The organism is Streptomyces hyaluromycini (assembly GCF_002217755.1).
Classification (GTDB): domain Bacteria; phylum Actinomycetota; class Actinomycetes; order Streptomycetales; family Streptomycetaceae; genus Streptomyces; species Streptomyces hyaluromycini.
Window position 1 is genome coordinate 428,490 of sequence record NZ_BCFL01000019.1, and the last position, 18,339, is coordinate 446,828.

At 69.6% G+C, this 18,339-nt stretch carries 16 protein-coding genes and 2 pseudogenes; 10 read left to right on the forward strand and 8 right to left on the reverse strand.

Annotated elements, in window-relative coordinates; translation table 11 throughout:
- Nucleotides 1-3: 3 nt before the first annotated feature.
- The 8 genes and pseudogenes from SSP29_RS19815 to SSP29_RS58525 all read left to right on the forward strand — a co-directional run bounded on the left by SSP29_RS19815 (nucleotide 4) and on the right by SSP29_RS58525 (nucleotide 5,736).
- Nucleotides 4-1,278: a glycosyltransferase family 2 protein gene (locus SSP29_RS19815; protein ID WP_145968923.1), complete on the forward strand. Its 1,275-nt coding sequence runs from the start codon at nucleotides 4-6 to the stop codon at nucleotides 1,276-1,278.
- Nucleotides 1,268-2,143: a polysaccharide deacetylase family protein gene (locus SSP29_RS19820; protein ID WP_089102028.1), complete on the forward strand. Its 876-nt coding sequence runs from the start codon at nucleotides 1,268-1,270 to the stop codon at nucleotides 2,141-2,143. The genes SSP29_RS19815 and SSP29_RS19820 overlap by 11 nt, the downstream gene beginning before the upstream one ends.
- A gap of 18 nt (nucleotides 2,144-2,161) precedes the next feature.
- Nucleotides 2,162-2,788, forward strand: coding sequence for a DUF1796 family putative cysteine peptidase (locus tag SSP29_RS19825; RefSeq protein ID WP_089102029.1), 627 nt, complete (start codon nucleotides 2,162-2,164; stop codon nucleotides 2,786-2,788).
- Nucleotides 2,785-3,762: an ABC transporter ATP-binding protein gene (locus SSP29_RS19830; RefSeq protein WP_150134512.1), complete on the forward strand. Its 978-nt coding sequence runs from the start codon at nucleotides 2,785-2,787 to the stop codon at nucleotides 3,760-3,762. Before SSP29_RS19825 ends, SSP29_RS19830 begins: the two co-directional genes overlap by 4 nt.
- Nucleotides 3,759-4,520: an ABC-2 family transporter protein gene (locus tag SSP29_RS19835; protein WP_089102030.1), complete on the forward strand. Its 762-nt coding sequence runs from the start codon at nucleotides 3,759-3,761 to the stop codon at nucleotides 4,518-4,520. The genes SSP29_RS19830 and SSP29_RS19835 overlap by 4 nt, the downstream gene beginning before the upstream one ends.
- A 3-nt stretch (nucleotides 4,521-4,523) precedes the next feature.
- Entirely contained in the window at nucleotides 4,524-5,309 is a 786-nt protein-coding gene (locus SSP29_RS19840; RefSeq protein WP_089102031.1) for an ABC transporter permease, read from the forward strand.
- A gap of 123 nt (nucleotides 5,310-5,432) precedes the next feature.
- A pseudogene (locus tag SSP29_RS59800) lies at nucleotides 5,433-5,534 on the forward strand (IS5 family transposase); the annotation flags it as partial.
- Between the two features lie 34 nt (nucleotides 5,535-5,568).
- Nucleotides 5,569-5,736, forward strand: coding sequence for a hypothetical protein (locus SSP29_RS58525; protein WP_167449947.1), 168 nt, complete (start codon nucleotides 5,569-5,571; stop codon nucleotides 5,734-5,736).
- A 173-nt stretch (nucleotides 5,737-5,909) separates the two neighbouring features.
- Here the strand turns inward: SSP29_RS58525 and SSP29_RS58530 are convergent, their stop codons facing one another.
- A complete protein-coding gene (locus SSP29_RS58530; protein ID WP_089102032.1) occupies nucleotides 5,910-6,911 on the reverse strand; it encodes a terpene synthase family protein in 1,002 nt (333 codons plus the stop codon).
- 607 nt (nucleotides 6,912-7,518) lie between these two features.
- On the opposite strand from SSP29_RS58530, the gene SSP29_RS59345 reads away from it, so the two are divergent.
- Nucleotides 7,519-7,752, forward strand: coding sequence for a hypothetical protein (locus tag SSP29_RS59345; RefSeq protein ID WP_089102034.1), 234 nt, complete (start codon nucleotides 7,519-7,521; stop codon nucleotides 7,750-7,752).
- Nucleotides 7,753-8,053: 301 nt separating this feature from the next.
- Here the strand turns inward: SSP29_RS59345 and SSP29_RS19860 are convergent, their stop codons facing one another.
- The 5 genes and pseudogenes from SSP29_RS19860 to SSP29_RS51625 all read right to left on the reverse strand — a co-directional run bounded on the left by SSP29_RS19860 (nucleotide 8,054) and on the right by SSP29_RS51625 (nucleotide 13,414).
- Nucleotides 8,054-9,478, reverse strand: a complete 1,425-nt coding sequence (locus SSP29_RS19860; protein ID WP_089102035.1) for an FAD-dependent oxidoreductase — start codon at nucleotides 9,476-9,478, stop codon at nucleotides 8,054-8,056.
- Nucleotides 9,479-9,514: 36 nt separating this feature from the next.
- Nucleotides 9,515-10,426, reverse strand: a complete 912-nt coding sequence (locus SSP29_RS59805; protein WP_275539770.1) for an ABC transporter permease — start codon at nucleotides 10,424-10,426, stop codon at nucleotides 9,515-9,517.
- Nucleotides 10,412-11,377: pseudogene (locus tag SSP29_RS59810) on the reverse strand (ATP-binding cassette domain-containing protein); the annotation flags it as partial. The pseudogene SSP29_RS59810 and the gene SSP29_RS59805, both read right to left, overlap by 15 nt.
- Before the next feature lie 73 nt (nucleotides 11,378-11,450).
- On the reverse strand, nucleotides 11,451-12,410 hold the full coding sequence (locus SSP29_RS19870; RefSeq protein WP_167449959.1) for a DUF2332 domain-containing protein: 960 nt from the start codon (nucleotides 12,408-12,410) through the stop codon (nucleotides 11,451-11,453).
- Nucleotides 12,407-13,414: a polyprenyl synthetase family protein gene (locus SSP29_RS51625; RefSeq protein WP_107436227.1), complete on the reverse strand. Its 1,008-nt coding sequence runs from the start codon at nucleotides 13,412-13,414 to the stop codon at nucleotides 12,407-12,409. The genes SSP29_RS19870 and SSP29_RS51625 overlap by 4 nt, the downstream gene beginning before the upstream one ends.
- 634 nt (nucleotides 13,415-14,048) lie before the next feature.
- Here SSP29_RS51625 and SSP29_RS19875 point away from each other — a divergent pair.
- Nucleotides 14,049-16,484, forward strand: a complete 2,436-nt coding sequence (locus SSP29_RS19875; RefSeq protein WP_167449960.1) for a LuxR C-terminal-related transcriptional regulator — start codon at nucleotides 14,049-14,051, stop codon at nucleotides 16,482-16,484.
- Nucleotides 16,485-16,541: 57 nt separating this feature from the next.
- Here SSP29_RS19875 and SSP29_RS58535 read toward each other — a convergent pair whose 3' ends face one another.
- Nucleotides 16,542-16,913 (reverse strand): hypothetical protein, encoded by a 372-nt coding sequence (locus tag SSP29_RS58535; protein WP_167449961.1) that lies wholly within the window; start codon nucleotides 16,911-16,913, stop codon nucleotides 16,542-16,544.
- 500 nt (nucleotides 16,914-17,413) lie between these two features.
- Entirely contained in the window at nucleotides 17,414-18,064 is a 651-nt protein-coding gene (locus SSP29_RS19885) for a helix-turn-helix transcriptional regulator (protein WP_107436230.1), read from the reverse strand.
- Nucleotides 18,065-18,339: the final 275 nt, after the last annotated feature.

The following is an 18,339-nucleotide window of genomic DNA, read 5'->3' on the forward strand; positions in this document are numbered from 1 at the left end:
GCCATGTCCGTTTCCATTCTGTTCGTGGTACTCACGGCGTTGTCAGTCTTCTCCTCTCTCCAGGGGTTCGTCCTGCTGGCTGTCGCGAGCAGACCCGTGAGCGGCCCGCAAAAAGAGCCCCGGCGGCGCGTGTCGGTGATCGTGCCGTGTTTCAACGAGGAGAAAGTGCTGAGCAAGACCCTCGACTCCATCCTCGCCTCCCGGGGAGTCGAGCTCGACCGCGTGATCTGCGTCGACGACGGTTCGACCGACAGCACGCCCAAGGTGATGGACGAGGCACAGCAGCGACACGGCGACGTGCTGCTCGTGCTCGGCCAGGACAACCGCGGCAAGGCGGCCGCCCTCAACCACGCCCTCACGGCCGTCAGCACGGAGTTCTTCGCCTCCGTGGACGCCGACACCCAGGTGTTGCCCGACACCCTCGCCCGGCTGCTCGCCCACTTCACCGACCCGCGCGTGGCCGCCGTGTCCGGACAGATGATCGTCGGCAACCGCCACCCGCAGCAGGAATTCGTCTACGCCGCGCAGGTACGCGAGTACGAGTCCGCGAACAACATCGAGCGCCGGGCGTTCGCGCACGTGCGGCGGATCACCGTGATCCCCGGGGCGATCGGTGCCTTCCGCCGCAGCGCCGTGGCCGAAGCCGGGGGCTACCCCGAGGGCACGCTGGCCGAGGACGCGCACCTCACGTTGGCGCTGCTGCTCGACGGTCACCGTACGACCCACGAGGCGTCGGCGACCGTGCTGACGGAGGCACCGGACACGATGGCAGGGCTGCGCCGCCAGCGCGTCCGCTGGGCAACCGGCAAGACGCAGGTGCTGCTGCGCGTTGCGGGCCCGGCCCTGCGCCGCGGGGGTCTCGCGGCGGCGCTGTGGCTGTACCTGCTGTGGAACAACTCGATCCTGCCGCTGGTCTGGCTGCCGAGCGCGCTGCTGCTGCCGCTCTCGGCCGTGACGCTCCTCGCGCGGGGTCCGGAAACCGTGACGTGGGTGGTGGCGGCGTGCGTGCTCACCCTTGCGGTGAACTACGGCCACTTCGTGGTGTCACGCCAGTTCGCGCGCTCGCTCGACGCCGCCGGTCGGGCGGCGGCCGGGCTGGCCGAGGTGCGTAACAGCGTCCGGTCCGCCGTGGTCGTCCCGCTCGTGGGCTCCCTGGCGACGTGGATCGCGTGGGCCCGGATCCTCACCGGCCGGCCCGGCGGCTGGGACAAGCTCGACCGCAGCGGTGACGTGCAGGCGCAGCCGATCTCCCCGGAAGGAGCCCTCAATGCCGACTGACAAACGCGTGGCCTTCACCTTCGACGACACCCCGCACGACCCCGGTGTCTTCTTCACCCCCGACGAACGCACGGCCACCCTGGTCGGGCAGCTGGCCGACGCGGGAGTCGAACAGGCGGGCTTCTTCGTGGTGGTCGGCGATCTCCAGGAGCCCCGCGGCGTCGGCGGCGAGGACCGGATCAGGGCCTACACGGCTGCCGGGCACGTACTGGGCAGCCACGGCTACCGCCATCCCCGCCTGGAGGAGACGTCGGTCGAGGACTTCCTCGCGGACGTCGACCGGGCCGCCGACTGGTTCGTGGACCGCGAAGGCGCCCGGCCGTGGTTCCGGTTCCCGTTCCTCGACGAAGGCGACGCCGACCCGCACAAGCGAACGGCGGTCCGCAAAGCCCTGGCCGAACGGGGTCTGCGCAACGCGTACGTCACCGTCCTGACCCTGGACTGGTATCTCGACGCCCTGGTGGCCGAGACCGTCTGCGCGGGCCGCCCCTACGACCGCGCAGCTCTCCGCGACTTCTACGTGGAATCCCTCTTGGAGCCCGCCGAGTTCTATGACCAGCTCGCCGTGGCCGCGATCGGCCGCTCGCCCGTCCACGTGGTGCTGCTCCACGAGAACGACCTCAACACGCTGTTCGTCGCCGACGCCGCCCGCGCGTTCCGGGAAGCCGGCTGGGACATCGTCCCGGTCGACGAGGCATACCGGGACCCGATCGCCTCGAGCGAGCCCGAGGGCTGGTGCGGCTCCGGCCGCGTCAGCGCACTGGCCCTGGACAGCAAGAGGATCCGCCCGGGCGGCCTCGACCTCGAAGCCCTCGAAACGCCCGTGATGCTCCGCTCGTTCGAACGCCGAGTGGCGGTCCGGTAGCGCGCGAAAGGAGAAACCATGGCAGCACTGTTCGACCTGTGCGTGGGACTGGGCCAGCACTGTGAGTCCACCTACCAGATCCGGCGCATCACGGGTCAGGAGACCGCGCACTTCTTCGACTGGCTCGAAATCGACCTCATATACGTACAGCAGGCTTTCGACAACGACTTCCAGGGACTGCTCGAACCCGGCCGTATGGCATTGACCACTGACGGGCAGGGGGCGATGGACCTCGACGCCGGCATCGAGTTCTACCACGAGTTCCACGCCCGGCCAGGCGCCGAGCTCACGCTCGCCGATGTCGAGGAACAACTGGCCGCCGTACGCGAGAAGATGGAGTTCCTCGCCGGCCGCTGGCGGGAACTGGTCGCCTCACCCGCGCGCGTGCTCTACGTCCGGCAGGACGCCAACGGCGTCGAGACCGCCGCCGACCTCGAACGACTGCACACCACCCTGCGCGATCGCCACCCCGGACACGACTTCGCGATCCTCTGGCTGCGCAGGGCGGCCCCCGAAGACCTCGACAAGCTGCCGCCGGGTGTCGTGTACCGCGAGATCCCGTTGCTCGAAGGCCGCTGGCAGGGAGACGACCGGGCCTGGGACACACTGTTCGCCACCCTTCCGGTCGGCGAACTGTGGCCGTGAACGCAGTGTCCGTCGACGGCCTGTCGATGACCTACCGGGTCCCGGTCCGGGAAGCAGGACTGAAGGCCGCGTTCCGCTCGCTGGTGCACCGGCGGTACCGGGAGGTCCAGGCCGTACGAGACCTGTCCTTCGAGATCCCGCACGGTCAGGTGGTCGGCCTGCTCGGGCCTAACGGCGCGGGCAAGACCACCGCGATGAAGCTGATGTCCGGACTGCTGCACCCCACGGCCGGCTCGGTCGACGTGCTGGGGTTCACGCCGTGGCAGCGCCGGACCCCGTTCCTCAAGCAGATCGCCCTGGTCCGCGGCAGTCGGCCGACGGGCGGGGCACAGGAACTGACGGTACTGGATTCCCTGCAGTACCAACGAGTGCTCTATGGCATCCCCGACACCGACTACCACGCCGGGCTCGACGAGCTGATCGGGCTGCTGGGCCTGGGGCCGTTGCTCCACCGGCAGCTGCGCGCCCTCAGTCTCGGGCAGAAGATGCGGGCGGGGCTAGCGCTCTCCCTGCTGTACCGGCCGAAAGTGCTGTTCCTCGACGAGCCCACGCTCGGCCTGGACGTGTCCGCGGCCACCGCCGTCCGCCGCTTCCTCGCGGAGTACACCGGACAGAGCGGCGCCACCGTCGTGCTCACCAGCCACTACATGGCGGACGTCGAGTCACTGTGCCGGCGGCTCATCCTCGTCGACCACGGCCGGGTCCAGTACGACGGGCCGCTCGAACGGCTCTCGGCGCAGCTGTCACCGTACAAACTGCTCCGCATCAGCGCTCCCGCGGCGACGAAGGAGAATTTCGAGGGCGTCGCGGAGGCCGTCGCCACCCACGGGGTGTCCTGGGAGCTGCGAGTGCCCCGCGACGACATCGCCCGGGTCACGGCCCACCTGCTCACCACACTGGACGTGATCGACCTGGCGGTGGAAGAACCATCGCTGGAGACCGTGCTGGACCGCGTGTACCGGGAGGGCCTGTGAGGACCTCGCGGCTGATCGCACTGGCGGTGCGCAACCAGTTCCTGGAATGGGCCGGCACCTGGTGGTTCACCGTGTCGCTGGTCGTGAACTACGCGGTCGGGCCGCTCATCGGACTCGTCGTGTGGTCGGCGGTCCTGCCCGGCGACGAAGTGATCGTGCGGTACTTCGTGGCGCTGACGGCGGTGCACCTGCTGACGGCATCGTTCGAGGACTACACCTTCGCCGAGTCGGTCTACGACGGCACGGTCGGCCACCAACTGCTGGAACCGCAGCCCGTGGTGCTCGGACCGGCGGGCGCCAACCTCGCAATCCGGCTGTGGCTAGGCCTGTTCGGGCTGCCGCTCACCGTGACGGTCGCGCTCGTCACCGGCGCGTCCTACCGGTGGCAGGCCGTGCTGCTCGCGCTGCCGTCGCTCGTGCTGGCCGCGCTGCTGCGGTTCCTGTGGACGTGGCTGCTCGCGCTCACGGCGTTCTGGACCGAACGCGTGCACGCGATCGTCGGGTTCGGCAACATCCTGGTGTTCGTGTTCGGCGGAATAGCCGCGCCGCTGGGGGACCTCCCCGGCAGCTGGCAGACCGCCGCCGCCCTCCTGCCCTTCCACGCGATGCTCGGACTCCCCGCGGGAATCGCCGCGGGGATGCTGTCCGGTTCCGGAACCGCAGTCGCGCTGCAAGCCGGGTGGTGCGTGGTCCTCACGGCCGGCGCCATGGCCGTCTGGCGGTCCGGTGTCCGCCGGTACACCGCGGTGGGGGCATGACGCGTGAAGCTGCTGAAGCTGTTCGCCACGAGTTTCTCCCTGTCCCTGCGCCAAGCTCTGACCTTCCGGGCGAACCTCGTGTTCGACGCGGTCCTGTCGGGGGTCGCCCTCGCCTCGACGATCGCCACCGTGCTGATCATCTTCTCCCGCACCGGCCGCCTCGCTGGCTGGACACAGCCCGAGGTGCTGGTGCTCATCGGCACGTTCGAGCTGCTCAGCGGCGTGAAGACGACGTTCGTGGACCCGAACCTCGCCGGCTTCCCGACCCGTGGTGTGCGGCAGGGACAGCTCGACCACCACCTGCTGCAGCCGGCACCCAGCATGTTCCTCGTCAGCTTCGCCACCGCGGCGCCCCTGGCCGGCGTGCAGATCCTGCTCGGATTCGCCGTCGTCCTCGCCGGTGCGGGCACGTCGGCCCACCACCCGGGCGCGGGCGCGTTCGGAGCGTGGGCGCTGCTGGTGCTAGCCGCGACTCTGACGACGTGGGCGGTGGGCATACTCTTCGCGAGCCTCGCGTTCTGGGCACCGAGACTGGACCTGCACAGTCTGTTCGGCAGCGTCTGGCAGCTCGCCCGTTACCCCGCCGACCTCTACGCGCGCCCCCTGCGGCGGCTGTTCACGTACGTCCTGCCGCTCGCCGTCATCGCCAGTGCGCCGACGCGCGCACTCGCACGGCCGGGCAGCCCGGCCCTCCTGCTCGGTGCCCTGGCGACGACGGCCGCCGCCGTGCTGGCGGCGACCGTCGTGTGGCGGGCCGGCCTGCGCCGCTATACGGGAGCCGGCGGCTAGCCTGACGCACCGCCGGACCAGGGAAGTCGGGCGGCTGTCTGCCGGCGGTGTTCGAGTGCGTCGGCGGCCTTGCGGCGGGCGGTGTCGGTCACGTCCACGGGTGGTCCGGCGCCGAGTCCGGGCCGCCTGGCCCGCGACTACGAAACCCACCCACACCGCTCCGAAGCCGTGATCCACATCGCCATGACCGATCTCATGGCCCGCCGCCTCACCGGTGAGAACACCCCGTGTAGCGGGCCCGCACCGCCAGCACCAACGAGTGACTGGTGCTGCCACGGCGCACGATCTGCTGCAGCCGCTGCCCCTCCTGGTCATCCGCGACCGGCAGCCCAACCGGCCGAACGCCACCGGCAGAACCCGCAACTGGAAGGAAGCCATCAACACCCTCGCCGGCTACTACGGCGACCGCGTCACCGACCACCAGTAGGCAAACAGAGCACCGGGCTTACACAAAGAAAAAAAAGACACTCTCCGTCGCCCTCGATCGACAACCTCACCAAGCGCATAACGGACGAGACGACACCCACCTGGCGAGGAAATTACTGGAACATGAAGAGCAATCCGCCTAGATCAAACGCCCTTTCAGGGGCGGTCCTGGTGCTACTTCAGCTTACCCCGGTCCTTTGGCAGCACCACCTGGGGGGAATTCGGCGCGGTGCGGTATCGGCCGGATTCGACGATCCAGCGGGCGTGTGCGGCTGTGATGGCGCGCAGGGTGTTCGTCGTGTCCGTGAGGGCGCGGATCTCAGGACCAGGCAGGCGCCGGAACTGCTCCAGCAGAGCGTCTTCGTAGTCGAGGAGGTCTCCGACGCGGCTGGTGATTTGCCGTTCCACCAGTGTTGAGGCTTCCTTGCGTCCGCACCCGAGGGTGTGGGCGAGGACGGCGACGTAGTTGTCGTGGTTACCGATGGCAGATTCCTTGCTGAACGAGGCGAGATCGTTGCGCCAAGCGGTGATCTGGTTGGAACAAGTGGTCAGGTAGCGCCAGGCGATGGTGCGGGTGGCCGGCGTGGGGGCCTCGTGCGGGTGGACGGCTTCGATCAGGTCCCACATGAACATGCCGTTGGACCATGGGCGCAGGTCCATGAAGGCGGCCAGCGAGGGTACTCGGGGCCCCGCTCTCAATCTTGCCTCCCAGGCCAGCGCCTGGCCGTGGCGGGAGAGATGGCGGATGAACCGGTCTCGCCAGGCGGGGGACAGGCTTTCAGGTAGTCGGTGCCACTGCTCACGGATCGCCCGTACCAGAGGGTCTTGGGGTTCGACGTTCTGCCCGGCCAGGACGGCTGTGATCTGTTGGTACAGGGTCTGGATGTGATCCGGCTGCGCGGTGCTCTGCTCGCTGCGGTCATCCAGGGCGAAGAGGATGACCAGCCAGCGGGCGTAGGTGCGGACCCGGGTGGCGGGTTCGGCGGGAAAGATGCGGGCAGCCAGGCGGGGGAAGCGGGCCTGACGGAGCACGTCCACGCCTTGGGGAGCCAGGCCCTGTTCGGCGGCCCATTGGTGGGTGTCCGACTCGATTTCGTCGCTGTCGGTGTGAAGGCCGTCGGGGGCGAGCCCAAGTTCGGCGAAGGCGTCGGCTGGCGGGCGGGACATGGAGGACATTGACGGACTCCTACTGGGAAGTTGCGCTGGAGAAGAGGGCAAGGTCTGTGGGCGTGGACGAGCGCCAGCAGAGCCCTTCAGCAGCCCCTTTCTCAACGGTGATGGCGATGTCCTGGACCGTGCGGTCCGCTCGAGCTGCCAGCACCGGCATCCCGAAGGTAAACAAGTAGGCGCCGCGGGTAAGGTCGCCGAGCGCATGCAAGCGAGGATCGGTCAAGCCGCGCGTTGGAGGGCGCAAGAACTCAGGTAGACGAAATCTGAGCTGATGTCATCCAGTCGGAATGATATTTCGCGAGACATCAGTTTCGTTTCATTTGCGTGATCCCCAATCTGAAGAGCTGAGTGGCAGACTGGTTCTTCAAACGGAAACTGGCCGCCGTGACGATCACACAGACAGCCGACTCGGCGGCGGAGCCGCTCTCGCTGATTCCAGTGCGAAGGTGCCGTATTCGCTTCGAATTTGATTACGCTCGGTCGGCAGCCTCCTCCGACCGGAAGATTGGCTTGTATTCGGTCGCCGCTTCACGGCTACTGCCTAACTGTAAGAGGCGTAATTGTCGCTATCGAGACAGGAATGTGACAAATCATTGTCAAAAGCCGTCAATGGGTGGACCGGACACGCAAGCTACCGGTACTTGGGCTGCGGCAGGAATCCCCGCTGCTCGGGGGTGCGTTCGACGATGTCGACGTCGCGCCCAGGCCGAGGTCGTGTGCGACGACCTGGTTCTTGAAGCCCTGGTCGACTGCCGACGGCGAGTGCGTCGACGCGGTGAGTCCGGAGCTGCTCGACGAGATCTACGCGGACAAGGCACTCATGACCCACGTCCCCGAGAGTTCGTAACGCGATCTTGCTGGGGTGTTCCTGATCGAGCGTGACCAGCGCGACGATTCCGCCGTCGTGAGGTGTGGGGAACCGGCCGTGGATCGTGGACGATGACTTGTGGGCGGTGAGTAGCTGTTTCTGATCCTCCCCCTCGGCCGTCCAGCGTCCCGTGACGAAGTCCGCCATCATGCCTCGACCATGCCCGGAATCGCCCGCATTGCGAAGCGGCTTCCCTGAAGCCGCACCTGACTCACCGTCACCCCGCTAGCCTCGAAACTGCGCCTTTGACCAGCGGGAATGGTGAAGTCCCACTGGAGTACTAAATCGACAGGCGACCAGGCTCTCGTGTTGCCGCGAGCAGGGCACGGCGGTCGGGGCCGTCGGCGTAGCGGGGCGCGTGCGCGGCCAGTTCGGCGAACCGGGCCATGAGGCCCGGTTTTCCCATGGCCTCTCGCGCGTCCGTGAGCAGGAAACCGATCTCGGCGAGCGCGCGCATGACACCGGCGTCCCGCAGGGCGGCGGTCCGTCCGGCGACGTGCTGGTTCCAGGCGGGGTCGGGGCTGTGGTAGGCCTCGCCCCGCATATCGGCGGCTATCTCGGCCTGGCGGTGCGTTTCCCAGGCGGCCAGCCCTGACCAGAGAGGTGTGAGGTGACGCTCTGTCAGATCATCGAAGTGAAGGACCAGTTCGGTGTCCGTAGCGCGGAGAGTGTCGCGCAGGATGGTGGCCTGCATGATGCCGAGGGTGATGCCGAGACCGAACTGCGGATTGGTGGTGGCCCAGGCGTCCCCCACCGTCACCAGCCCCGTCACGAGCGGCCGTCCGGCGTGCACGAGCCGGCGCCGCACAGTATGTATCCCGCCCACGGCGACGACGCCACCCAACGGTTCCCCCTGCGCCCAGGGCGCCAGACCGGGATACAGGGCCGCCGTCCGCTGCCAGATGTCGCCGTGGGCCAGCCGCCTGAGGTCCTGGTCGGCGCCGGACGTGACCAGGGTCATCGACCAAGTGCCGTTGTCGCCGGGAACGACGATGACCGACACGCTGTCGTGGTGGTGCAGGGGCCAGGGCGCCGGTCCGAGGAGGTGTCCGTCCGCGGCGCGGAAGTGTTGGGTGTAGTAGCGGAATCCCCGGTTCGTTCCCCGCTCCCTCCCCTCCGGCCCGGTGGTTGTGACAGCAGGCAGCGCGGTGGTGAACCCGCCACGGCCGGAGGCCACCACGACCAGGTCGGCCGTGATGTGTTCGCCGTGGTCCAGCACGACTCCGGTGACGTGCCCGCCGGGCACTCCGGGAGCGTCCTCGGCCGACAGCCTGGTGGCCCGTACACCGCGCCGCAGTGTGATGCCTGAGGTGCGCCCTGCCACCGCAAGCAGGGCGGCCTCCAGTACCGGGCGGCGTGCCGCGACCGTGCCGAACCGTGCGTCGCCCGATTCGGCCATGCCTTCGGGCAGCAGGCTCAGCGCGCCGACGATCATGTTGTGGCGGTGGCCTCCCCACCGCACCACCTCGGACACCGTCTCAGGCAACTCCCGCCGCAGCACGGAGTGTCCGGCCGGGGCGAGGGCGTGCGCGGCGGCGAACTGGCGCACCCCGGGCCGCCGCCACTTCTGCCAGACGCCGTAGGGGCCGTCGGCGGGCGGCGACGGGTCCTGGTCGACCACGGTGACGCGATGTCCGTCCGCAGCCAGCAACATGGCCGTGACCAGGCCGGTTGGGCCCGCTCCGACAATCAGTGTGTGAATCATCGTCAGCTCCTGTACGGGGACACGACCGGTCGGCGGTCAGGTGCGTCTGCGGAAACGGGCCATCGCGAGCGGTGCCGCCACGACCGTGAGGCCGCACGACCAGAGCAGCACGGTCAACATCGACTCCCCGGCCGGCTTCGCATTGATCAGCTCGCGGCACGCGTCTGCCAGAGCGGACAGCGGGTTGTAGTGGGTGAAGGACACCAGCCAGTCCGGCATGGTGGAGACCGGGGCGAAGATCGAACTGCCGAACTGCAGAGGTACGGCCACCACACCGCTGAGTGCCTGGGCCGCCTGGGCGCTGCGCATGGTCATGCCGACCAGCACGGAGACCCACACCATGGCCATGCCGAAGAGGACGATGAGACCGTCCATGGCCAGTACCGTCAGCGGTCCGGAGAGCACCCGCAGGCCCAGCACCATCCCGAAGTTCAACAGGACCGACAGTGACAGCAGGGAGCGCACGGTCTCCGAGATCAGCCGGGCGGCCAGGACCGACATCGGAGAGATCGGCATGGTCCTGAAACGGTCCATCAGCCCCGTCCGGAAGTCGGTGTTCATGCCGGTGCTGACGGACGTGGCCAGCATCAGACTCAGGATGCCGAGCAGGCCGGGGATCATGTACTGGATGTAGTCGCCCCGTGAACCGGCGATCGCCCCACCGAAGACGTAGACGAACAGCACGGTGAACATGGCCGGCATCAGCACCGAGTCCAGGAGCGAGGAGGGGTCCGCCTTCATGTGCAGCAGGTTTCGCCGGACCAGGGTGCCGGTGTGACGCAGATGGGCCGCCGGTGTCCGGCGTGGGGGACGAGGTGACGGGGCGGGCGGAACGGCCGCGTCCTCCTGCGGATCCAGGAAAGGACCCGGCTCTTGGTAAGGATCCGGCTCCTGGTACTCGTACGGCCTTTGGTGCGCGTTCCCCTCCTCATGCCCCGTCAGGACCAGGAAGACGTCGTCCAGGCTGGGCCGGTGGGCCGTCAGGGCGGAGACGTCGAAGCCCGCGGTGCCGAGCGCTCGCAGTACACCGCTCAGCTGCTTCTCGTCGGCGGCGGTCACCACGATCTGCCCCTCGTCCTCGTCGATCCAGGCACCGCCGATCCCCGCGGTGTGCAGGCAGGACAGCATCGGGGCGAGATCCGCGGGGTGTAGTGGCCGTATCTGCAGGGTGTCCGTGCCGACCTGGGCCTTCAGCTCGTCGATCGAGCCACGGGCGATGACCCGGCCGTGGTCGATCACCGTGAGCTCGTCGGCGAGGCGTTCCGCTTCCTCCATGTACTGCGTGGTGAGCAGCACCGCCGTGCCCTCCCGGGCGAGGGCGGCGACCTCGTCCCACACCTCGTTGCGGGTGTGCGGGTCGAGTCCGGTGGTGGGTTCGTCGAGGAAGAGAACCTGGGGACGGCCGACCATCCCGGCAGCGAGGTCCAGCCTGCGGCGCATGCCGCCGGAGTAGGTGCCGACTCTCCGAGCGGCTGCCTCGGTGAGGGAGAACCGCTCCAGCAGGTCGGTGGCGCGGATCCGTGCCTTTCTGCGGGACATGTCCAGCAGTCGCCCGATCATGTAGAGGTTCTCGAACCCGGAGAGCTGCTCGTCCACGGACGCGTACTGGCCGGTGACACCGATGGCCCGGCGTACTTCATCGGGCTGGTCGCGCACATTGAAGCCGCCGACCCGGGCGGTGCCGCCGTCGGCCCTGGCCAGCGTGGACAGGATGCGTACCAAGGTCGTCTTGCCGGCCCCGTTGGGCCCCAGCACACCGAGTACCGCCCCCTCGCGGACGGCCAGATCGACGCCGTCCAGCGCGGTGTGCTCCCCGTAGCGCTTGACCATGCCGTATGCCTCGACGGCCAGGCCGCTTGGGGCGTCGGGGCCGTAAGGACCGTAAGGGGACCGGTACATGCTGAGGTGATTCCTTTCGGGGCCCGGCGTCACGGCACCGCCGTCTCTCCGTCGGCCGCCGGGAGGGTGGGTACTAGGAGTAGACGGTCACTTGGAGGCGGGGCGGCAGGGTCCAGCTGTGCGGCTCGAAGGCGACCCGGGCCAGCGGCATACGGGTGGCGGCCTCGCACAGCACCCCCTCGAGGCGGTCCTGCTGGTGCGGGCTGAGATAGCCCAACATCAGGCTGTGCCACACCACCGTACGCACCTCGCCGTCGGTGGGCCGGGCCAGTTCGGCCGCCAGCCAGTCGACGGCGTTCGCCTTGTCCACCCGTACGTCCGAGCGGGCGGCCAGGGCGATCGCGTCGTCCAGCTCCAGCCTCTCGACCTCCCGTTCGGGCGGCAGGAAGGAGTGCAGGATCAGGACGTCGGCGGGGTTCGCGGGATCGCGCGGGGCAAGGTCGCACCCGGCGCGCTCGACGATGGTGAAGTCGCCAGGCGGCCGGCCGTACGCGGCCAGGCGTACCGGCGAGTCCGGGGCGCCCCACTCCCAGCCGGGCCCGTACCAGCGGTACCGGTCGAGCAGCAGGTTCAGTCCGGCGCACGCGCCGATCTCCAGCAGCCGCACCTTCGGCGCGCCCAGCATGCCCAGCCCGGACAGCAGGACGCGTGCGCGGCCCGGTTCGTGCTGCTGGACGGGCAGGTCCAGCGCGGCCCGGGTGTGCCAGGGGTGGTCCAGCAGGGCCTGGGCGGACAGCTGCCAGGTTCGCTCGGTGTATTGGGGGTCGCCGATCCCTGTGGTCAACTGTTCGAGGTGGTCGGCCAGTTCGGGTGCGAGACCGCTGAGCATGAGCCAACGCACCGCGGCTGCGGCCCGGATGCCGAACAGCGGCTGGTCGATCTGCGGGTGGTCGCCGATCAACGCCCAGACAGGTCCGCCCTGTTCGATGTCGTCGGCCAGCCGTTCCAGCAGGCCCGCCGACACGGGGGCATAGCCGGCCGAGCCGGCGGCCATGGCCCGCAGTTCGGTGATAGCGGGGTCAAGGGTGGTCATGCTGCGGTTCCGTCCTGGTTGCAGAGTCGGGAGGATGCGGCCGAGACGTCGGCCATCCACTGGATGACGTCCCGGTGGGGTGAGGGTGCGGCCAACTGGTGGAGCAGCAGGGACAGCCGGTTGTGGAGCGTGGCGATCCTGCGGTCGTATCCCACCGCCACGTCCGGCCGCCGCAGCCGCTCCCATACGGCGCCACGCGCACCGGCGTCGCGCGTGGCGGCCGCGCGAGCGCGTCCCAGAGCCGCTGCCTCCGGAGGCGGCAGGGTCTCCAACGCGTAGGCCAGCAGCAGGGTGGGGGTGCCGTTGGCCAGGTCGGTGTCCAGGTCGGCGGTCAGCGGTGCCCGGTCGTTCGCGGTCTGCCGCAGTACCCCGAACAGCCGCCCGAGGACCCGCCAGCCGTGTACCTCCTCCCCGGTCCGGCCCGCCAGGAGCGCGGCCATTGCGGCGTCCCGGCCGTAGGCGGCGCCGGTTTTCCCGACGTAGCCGGTCATCGTCCGCCGCCAGGAGCCGTGACCGGCGTCCTGCGCCATGTCCGTGAGCTGGCCGTCGGCCGCTTCGATGGTGGTGCGGTTCAGTTCCTGGGCGAACGAGGCCTTGAGGGAGCCGGGGAGATCCGCTTCGCTGATCACTTCCTGGGGCAGCAGGGTGAGGCAGGCCGTGGACGCGACGGTGACCGCCGACGGGGACAGGCCCGCAGCGCGCGGATCGAACTCGCCGTCCATCACGTCGTCCAGCACCTCCGCACCGGCCCACCACAACCGGGACAGCAGGCACACCGGCAGCGCGGGCTCCATCTCACCGGCCAGGGCGCCGTACACCGGCAGGGCCAGCAGCCGGAGGGGGCTTACCGCGCTCGTGTCCGCTGCCAGCAGGGCCAGTACCGACCGCTCCAGCGCGGGGGAGCCCGCGCAGGCGGTACGGACTGCGGATCGCACCGCCGGGGCGAGCCGCCGTTGCTGCTCCAGGAGCAACTGGTAGGCCGCTTCGGCATCGTCGTGGGTCATAAGCCCGTTTCCTCGTCGGGGGGAAGAAACCGTGCGTGCCGGGGGGGATCGGCCATGTGCGGCTTCGTCCTCTGGAGATCTCGTACTGCCGCGGGCCCGAGGTTTGGTCCGGGAAGCCCGTGGAAAAGATGATCCGGACGGCGGGCCGCCCGCTCCTCGGCAATCCACGCAGTTACGGCGCCACGCAGCCCACGCGGCCCCCAGGGGCTGACCTGCCGTCCGAAGGGGCGACGGCCCCCAGACCGCGCTTTACCACCGGTTACTTTGATGCCGATTGGCCCGGGCGGCCGTTCTTGTGGGTGAACGTCACTCCATCCCCTGTCCGCTCTCCTCCCCGGGACGCGGCGTGGCGCTTTGGTACGACGTCGGCTGGCCACTTGTTCCGGCGGCGCTCGGTGCTCGGGTACCCGACCGAGACTTCGGATGAATGCTCGTATCTCCGTATGAACGGGGACGTATCGCCATCCGTTACTTCGATCGCAGCGCTCGGAAACTCTTGGCACAGGGAGCAGGACATGATGTACATGGACGACGACCCGCACGGCGCCCAACGGTGTGCCGTGTCCCGTTTTCCGCGGCCCGCCACGGGCAAGCCGGTCACCGGTCGCGGGTCCGGCAGCGGTGGGCGGCGCCGGTGACCACCGCACCCCGGCACGGCTGCGCCGCCTGTGGCGGACCGCTGCCCGCTGCCCTCCCCGGCCGCTCGACACCCCGTTACTGCTCCGGCGCGTGCCGTCAGCGGGCCTACCGGATGCGGCTGCGGTCGACCGACGTGGCGGCCGGTTCCTCGATGGCGGCACAGGCCCACATGACCAGTTTCGTCGGCCGTACCGACGAACTCGTCGAGCTCGTCCACCTGATCGGCGAGGCAAGGCTGGTCACTCTGACCGGTCCGCCCGGCGCGGGCAAGACCAGGTTGGCGATCGAGGCCGCCTCGGCGCGGCAGCGCGCCGGGCGTACGACGGTCGGGTACGTCGAACTGGACGCGGCTGCGGATCTGCGGGACGTACGGGAGCGCATCGCCGACGAACTCACGCGCCCGGAGAACGCGGACCCGGCGGATCGGGGCGCCCGGCTGCTGGTCCTGGACGGCTGCGATCATCTGCTCGACGCCTGCGGTACGGCGCTCACCGAGGTGTTCTCCCGCCTCCCAGGGCTGCGAGTGCTGGCCACAAGCCGGGAGGCGCTGCGGCACCCCGGGGAGGTGGTGTACCCGATCGCGGGACTTCCGGCTCCCCCGGGCGGCGGTGAGGAGACCGACGGCAGTCCCGCCGAGCTGCTGCGTTTTCCCGCGGTGCGGCTGTTCGCGGACCGGGCGCGCGCCGTGCTGCCCGGTTTCCGGGTTACCACGGCCAACGCCCGTCACATCGGCGCGTTGTGCGCCCGGCTGGGAGGTCTGCCGCTGGCCGTCGAACTGGCGGCACGGCAGACACGGGCCTTCCCGGTGGCGGAGCTCCACGAACAGTTGGACAAGGCGCCGCTGCACCTGCTGGCCGAAGGCTGGCGGACCGCGGTACCCCGCCACCGGAGCCTGCGGGCGGCCAACGACTGGAGCTACGGCCGGCTGACGGCCGACGAACAGTATCTGTTCCGCGTACTGGCGGAGGCGCCGGGCGGGTTCGGACCCGACATGGCGGCCGCGCTCGTCGAGTCGGCGCTCGAACCCGCGGCCGTCCCAGGACTGCTGGCCTCCTTGGCGGCCAAATCCCTGATCACGGCGGTCCCGGATGTCACGCACGGGGCCCGATTCCGGATGCCGGAGACGCTCAGGTACTCGGCACGCGACCATCTGTCGGACAGCGCCGAGCAGGACACCGTGCGCGAACGCGCCGCCGCCTGGTTCGTCACCGTCCTGGGCGACTTCGGGGACACCGGCGTACTCGGCCGCACCGGTGCGCGACGCCTCGCTGGGGAGCGGGTCAACCTGGAACACGTGCTCGCCCGGCCGAGCGCGGGCGACGACGAGCGCCGGGTGTTACTCAACGCCGCCGTCGAGACGCTGGACATGCTCATGGGCGCCCCGGCAGCCGGTTCGTCCCCTACACAGGTTCCGGCTCCCGCGCCGGTCCTGGGCCTCGCGTCGGGAGGCGGCGAACCGGCCGCGCGGCACCGCCTCCGTGCATTGTCCGCGCAGGCGGTGCTCGCCATGTGGCACGGTCTGGACGCGTCCGCTCGACTGCTCACCCAGCGGGCGCGGACCGAGGCGTTGCGCATCGGGGACCACGCGATGAGCGCCCGTACGGGTGCCCTGCTCGCTCTGCTGGAGCGACCGGGCCGCGGTCAGGCGGCCATCCGCAGGCTGCGTCAGTGTCTGGGCGCGAGTCGTCTCCAGGACGACATGCCAATGGTCGCGCTGTGCCTGTACCTGCTGGCACGGCAGGTGCTGACGACGGGGGAGGTGGACCACATGGCGGAGACCGTCGACGAGGCGCTCTCCGTCGTACGGGACGAACCCGTCGCCGGTCCGCTGCTGCCCCTCCTGTTGGCACGAGCGGCCGTGGCCCTCCATGACGACGATCACGTGCAGGCCGCCGACCGGCTGACCGAGTTGCTGCGCTGCGCCGACGGACGGACGGTGTGGAGCGCTGGTGCCCTGGAGGGTTTGGCGATCCTCGCCGCGCGGGGCCGGGCCCCCGAGCGGGCGCTGAAACTGCTGGGGAAGGCCGGGGAACTGCGCTCGGAAGTACCGTCCGCCGACGGGTGGTGGTATGGGCAGGTGGACGCCGTGCGCTCCGGCGTGATTGCCGCGCTGCCCCAGCGGCAGGTGGCGGCGGCCATCACGGCTGGACGAGAGCTGACGGTATCTCAAATCCAGCGCTGTGCTGAGGACTTGTTCTCCGTCACCGAGCGCGAGACCTCCCCCCGTTCGCCGCTGAGCGAGCGTGAGTGGCAGGTGGCCGTGCTGGTGTCCCAGGGGCTGACCAACCGTCAGATCGCCGAGCGAATCTATCTCTCGCCCCGGACGATCGACACCCACATCCGCAACATCCGCACCACTCTGGGACTCGGTTCCCGCGCTCAGATCGCCGTGTGGGTCGTCCAGTCGACCCCGCACCGATCGGCCGGCTGACTGGACGACCGTAGGGCGACGGCCCGCACCCACCGGGTGCGGGCCGTCGCCCTACCGTCAGTTGCTGCTCCAGAGCACATCTGCCCCGAAGTAGATGCGCACCACTCCGTCCCGGTCCAGGGCCAGTCGCGCGCCGTTGTGACCCTGGGTCTGGCTGGCCCAGACGGCGGTGCCGTCCGCCGCGTGGACGACGAGGTTGCCGTCCGACTGGAAGATGGCCACGTTCCCGCGCCCGGCGGTCCCCGACTGCCAGCGCAGAGAGCCGTCATGGTCGTAGAGGACCAGGTTGCCGTCGCTCTGGAACGCGAGGGTGATGCGGTCCGTCGACCAGGACTGGCCCGGTGTCAGCCGGCTCGTCGCGTTGATGACCGTCCGGGTCCAGCGCGGGGTGGGGCTCGCCGCCTGCGAGGGGCCCACCGTCACCGTCACCGTCGGTGCGGGTACGGGGGCGCTGGAGGGGGCTGCCTCGGCCGACGTCCTGCCGTCGGCGATCGGTGCGGGCGTGCTCGGCCCGCCGTGCGCCGGTAGCTTGTTGTGCTTTGGCCGCGACGTCTGTTGCGAACAGCAGGAGGACGACGGGAGCCTGGCCTCATTCCTTCCGCTGCGTGAGGACATCATCATGGGTGTGGAAACCAGGACCGTGCCCATCACGGCGACACTCATGAACAGCACCGTGCTGGAGCGGCTGTGGCGGAGCAACCGGCGGGCGCGGCGGCCGCGTTGCCGCGGGGTCGGGGTCAGCACATCGTGCGCGTCCGGCGGCTCTGGATCTTCTGCCGATGGGGCCGGTAGGGCCGGTGGGTGGAGGGGGTCGTGGGGGGTCAGACGGTCGTGATCCATGGGCAGTGTCTCTCTCGTCACCGGTTCCGCAGGCTCTCGACGAGCGCCGGTGCGGCGGCCGCGTGGGTACGCCCTGCTCGCTCCGCGCCTCACAGCAGCCCGGCTCGCATGGCGTGCGCGACGGCATGGGTACGGTTGCGTAACCCCAGACGCTTCGTCAGATCGTGGACAATGGTCTTGATCGAACGTTCCGAATAGCTCAGCTTGGCGGCGATCTCCGCCGTGTCCAGGCCTTCCGCCAGCAGTCGCAGCACGTCGAGTTCGCGGGGCACCAGGCCCGCCGTGTCCAGGTCGCGCAGTGCCGCGTCGTGCCGGTACGGATGACGTGTCAGCGCGGCGAGCCGCGCCACGAGGGCCGACGGCAGCTCGGCACGGCCCGAGTGGCTCTTGAGCACCGCGGTGGCGACCCGGGTGAGGCCGGTCCCGGACCTCGGCAGGAGGCTCACCACTCCGTAGGCGACACCGAGGGTCAGTTGCTCCTCACTGATCTCGTCGGTGACCAGCACGACGCGGGCTGTGCCCTCCGTGCGCCGGCTGATGTGGTTCAGGCAGGACATTGTCTCGCCAGTGACCGCCTCCGCGACGAGGACCACGACATCCGCGTGCCCCAGGTCACCGGGCGCGAGTACCTCGACCCGTTCGTCCGCCTCCAGGTACGCGGCCGCACCGTCCCGGACCAGAGGGTCGCAGGCCAGTACGGCAACGGACGGGCGCTGCGACGGAACGTCGTGATCCGGCATGCGTCTCCTTCCCTCAAGTGCGCCGCCGCACGGCATACGTGTACGGGCGCCCGGTTCTTGGTCCATGCCGTCCGGTACCTCGTCCGTGTCGTACGGACGGCAGCCGCACGACGTGCGGTCCCCGGACGTCGGCAGGGCCTCACCTGCGCGTGAGCGCACGGTAATAGGTTCCACACCGTTGGTATGTGCCCGGGACTTTAAGAGCCGCGCAGGTGGAGATCTTGCCCGACAGTGCACACGAATAGGTCCGTAAATGCACACCGAGCAGGGGGATC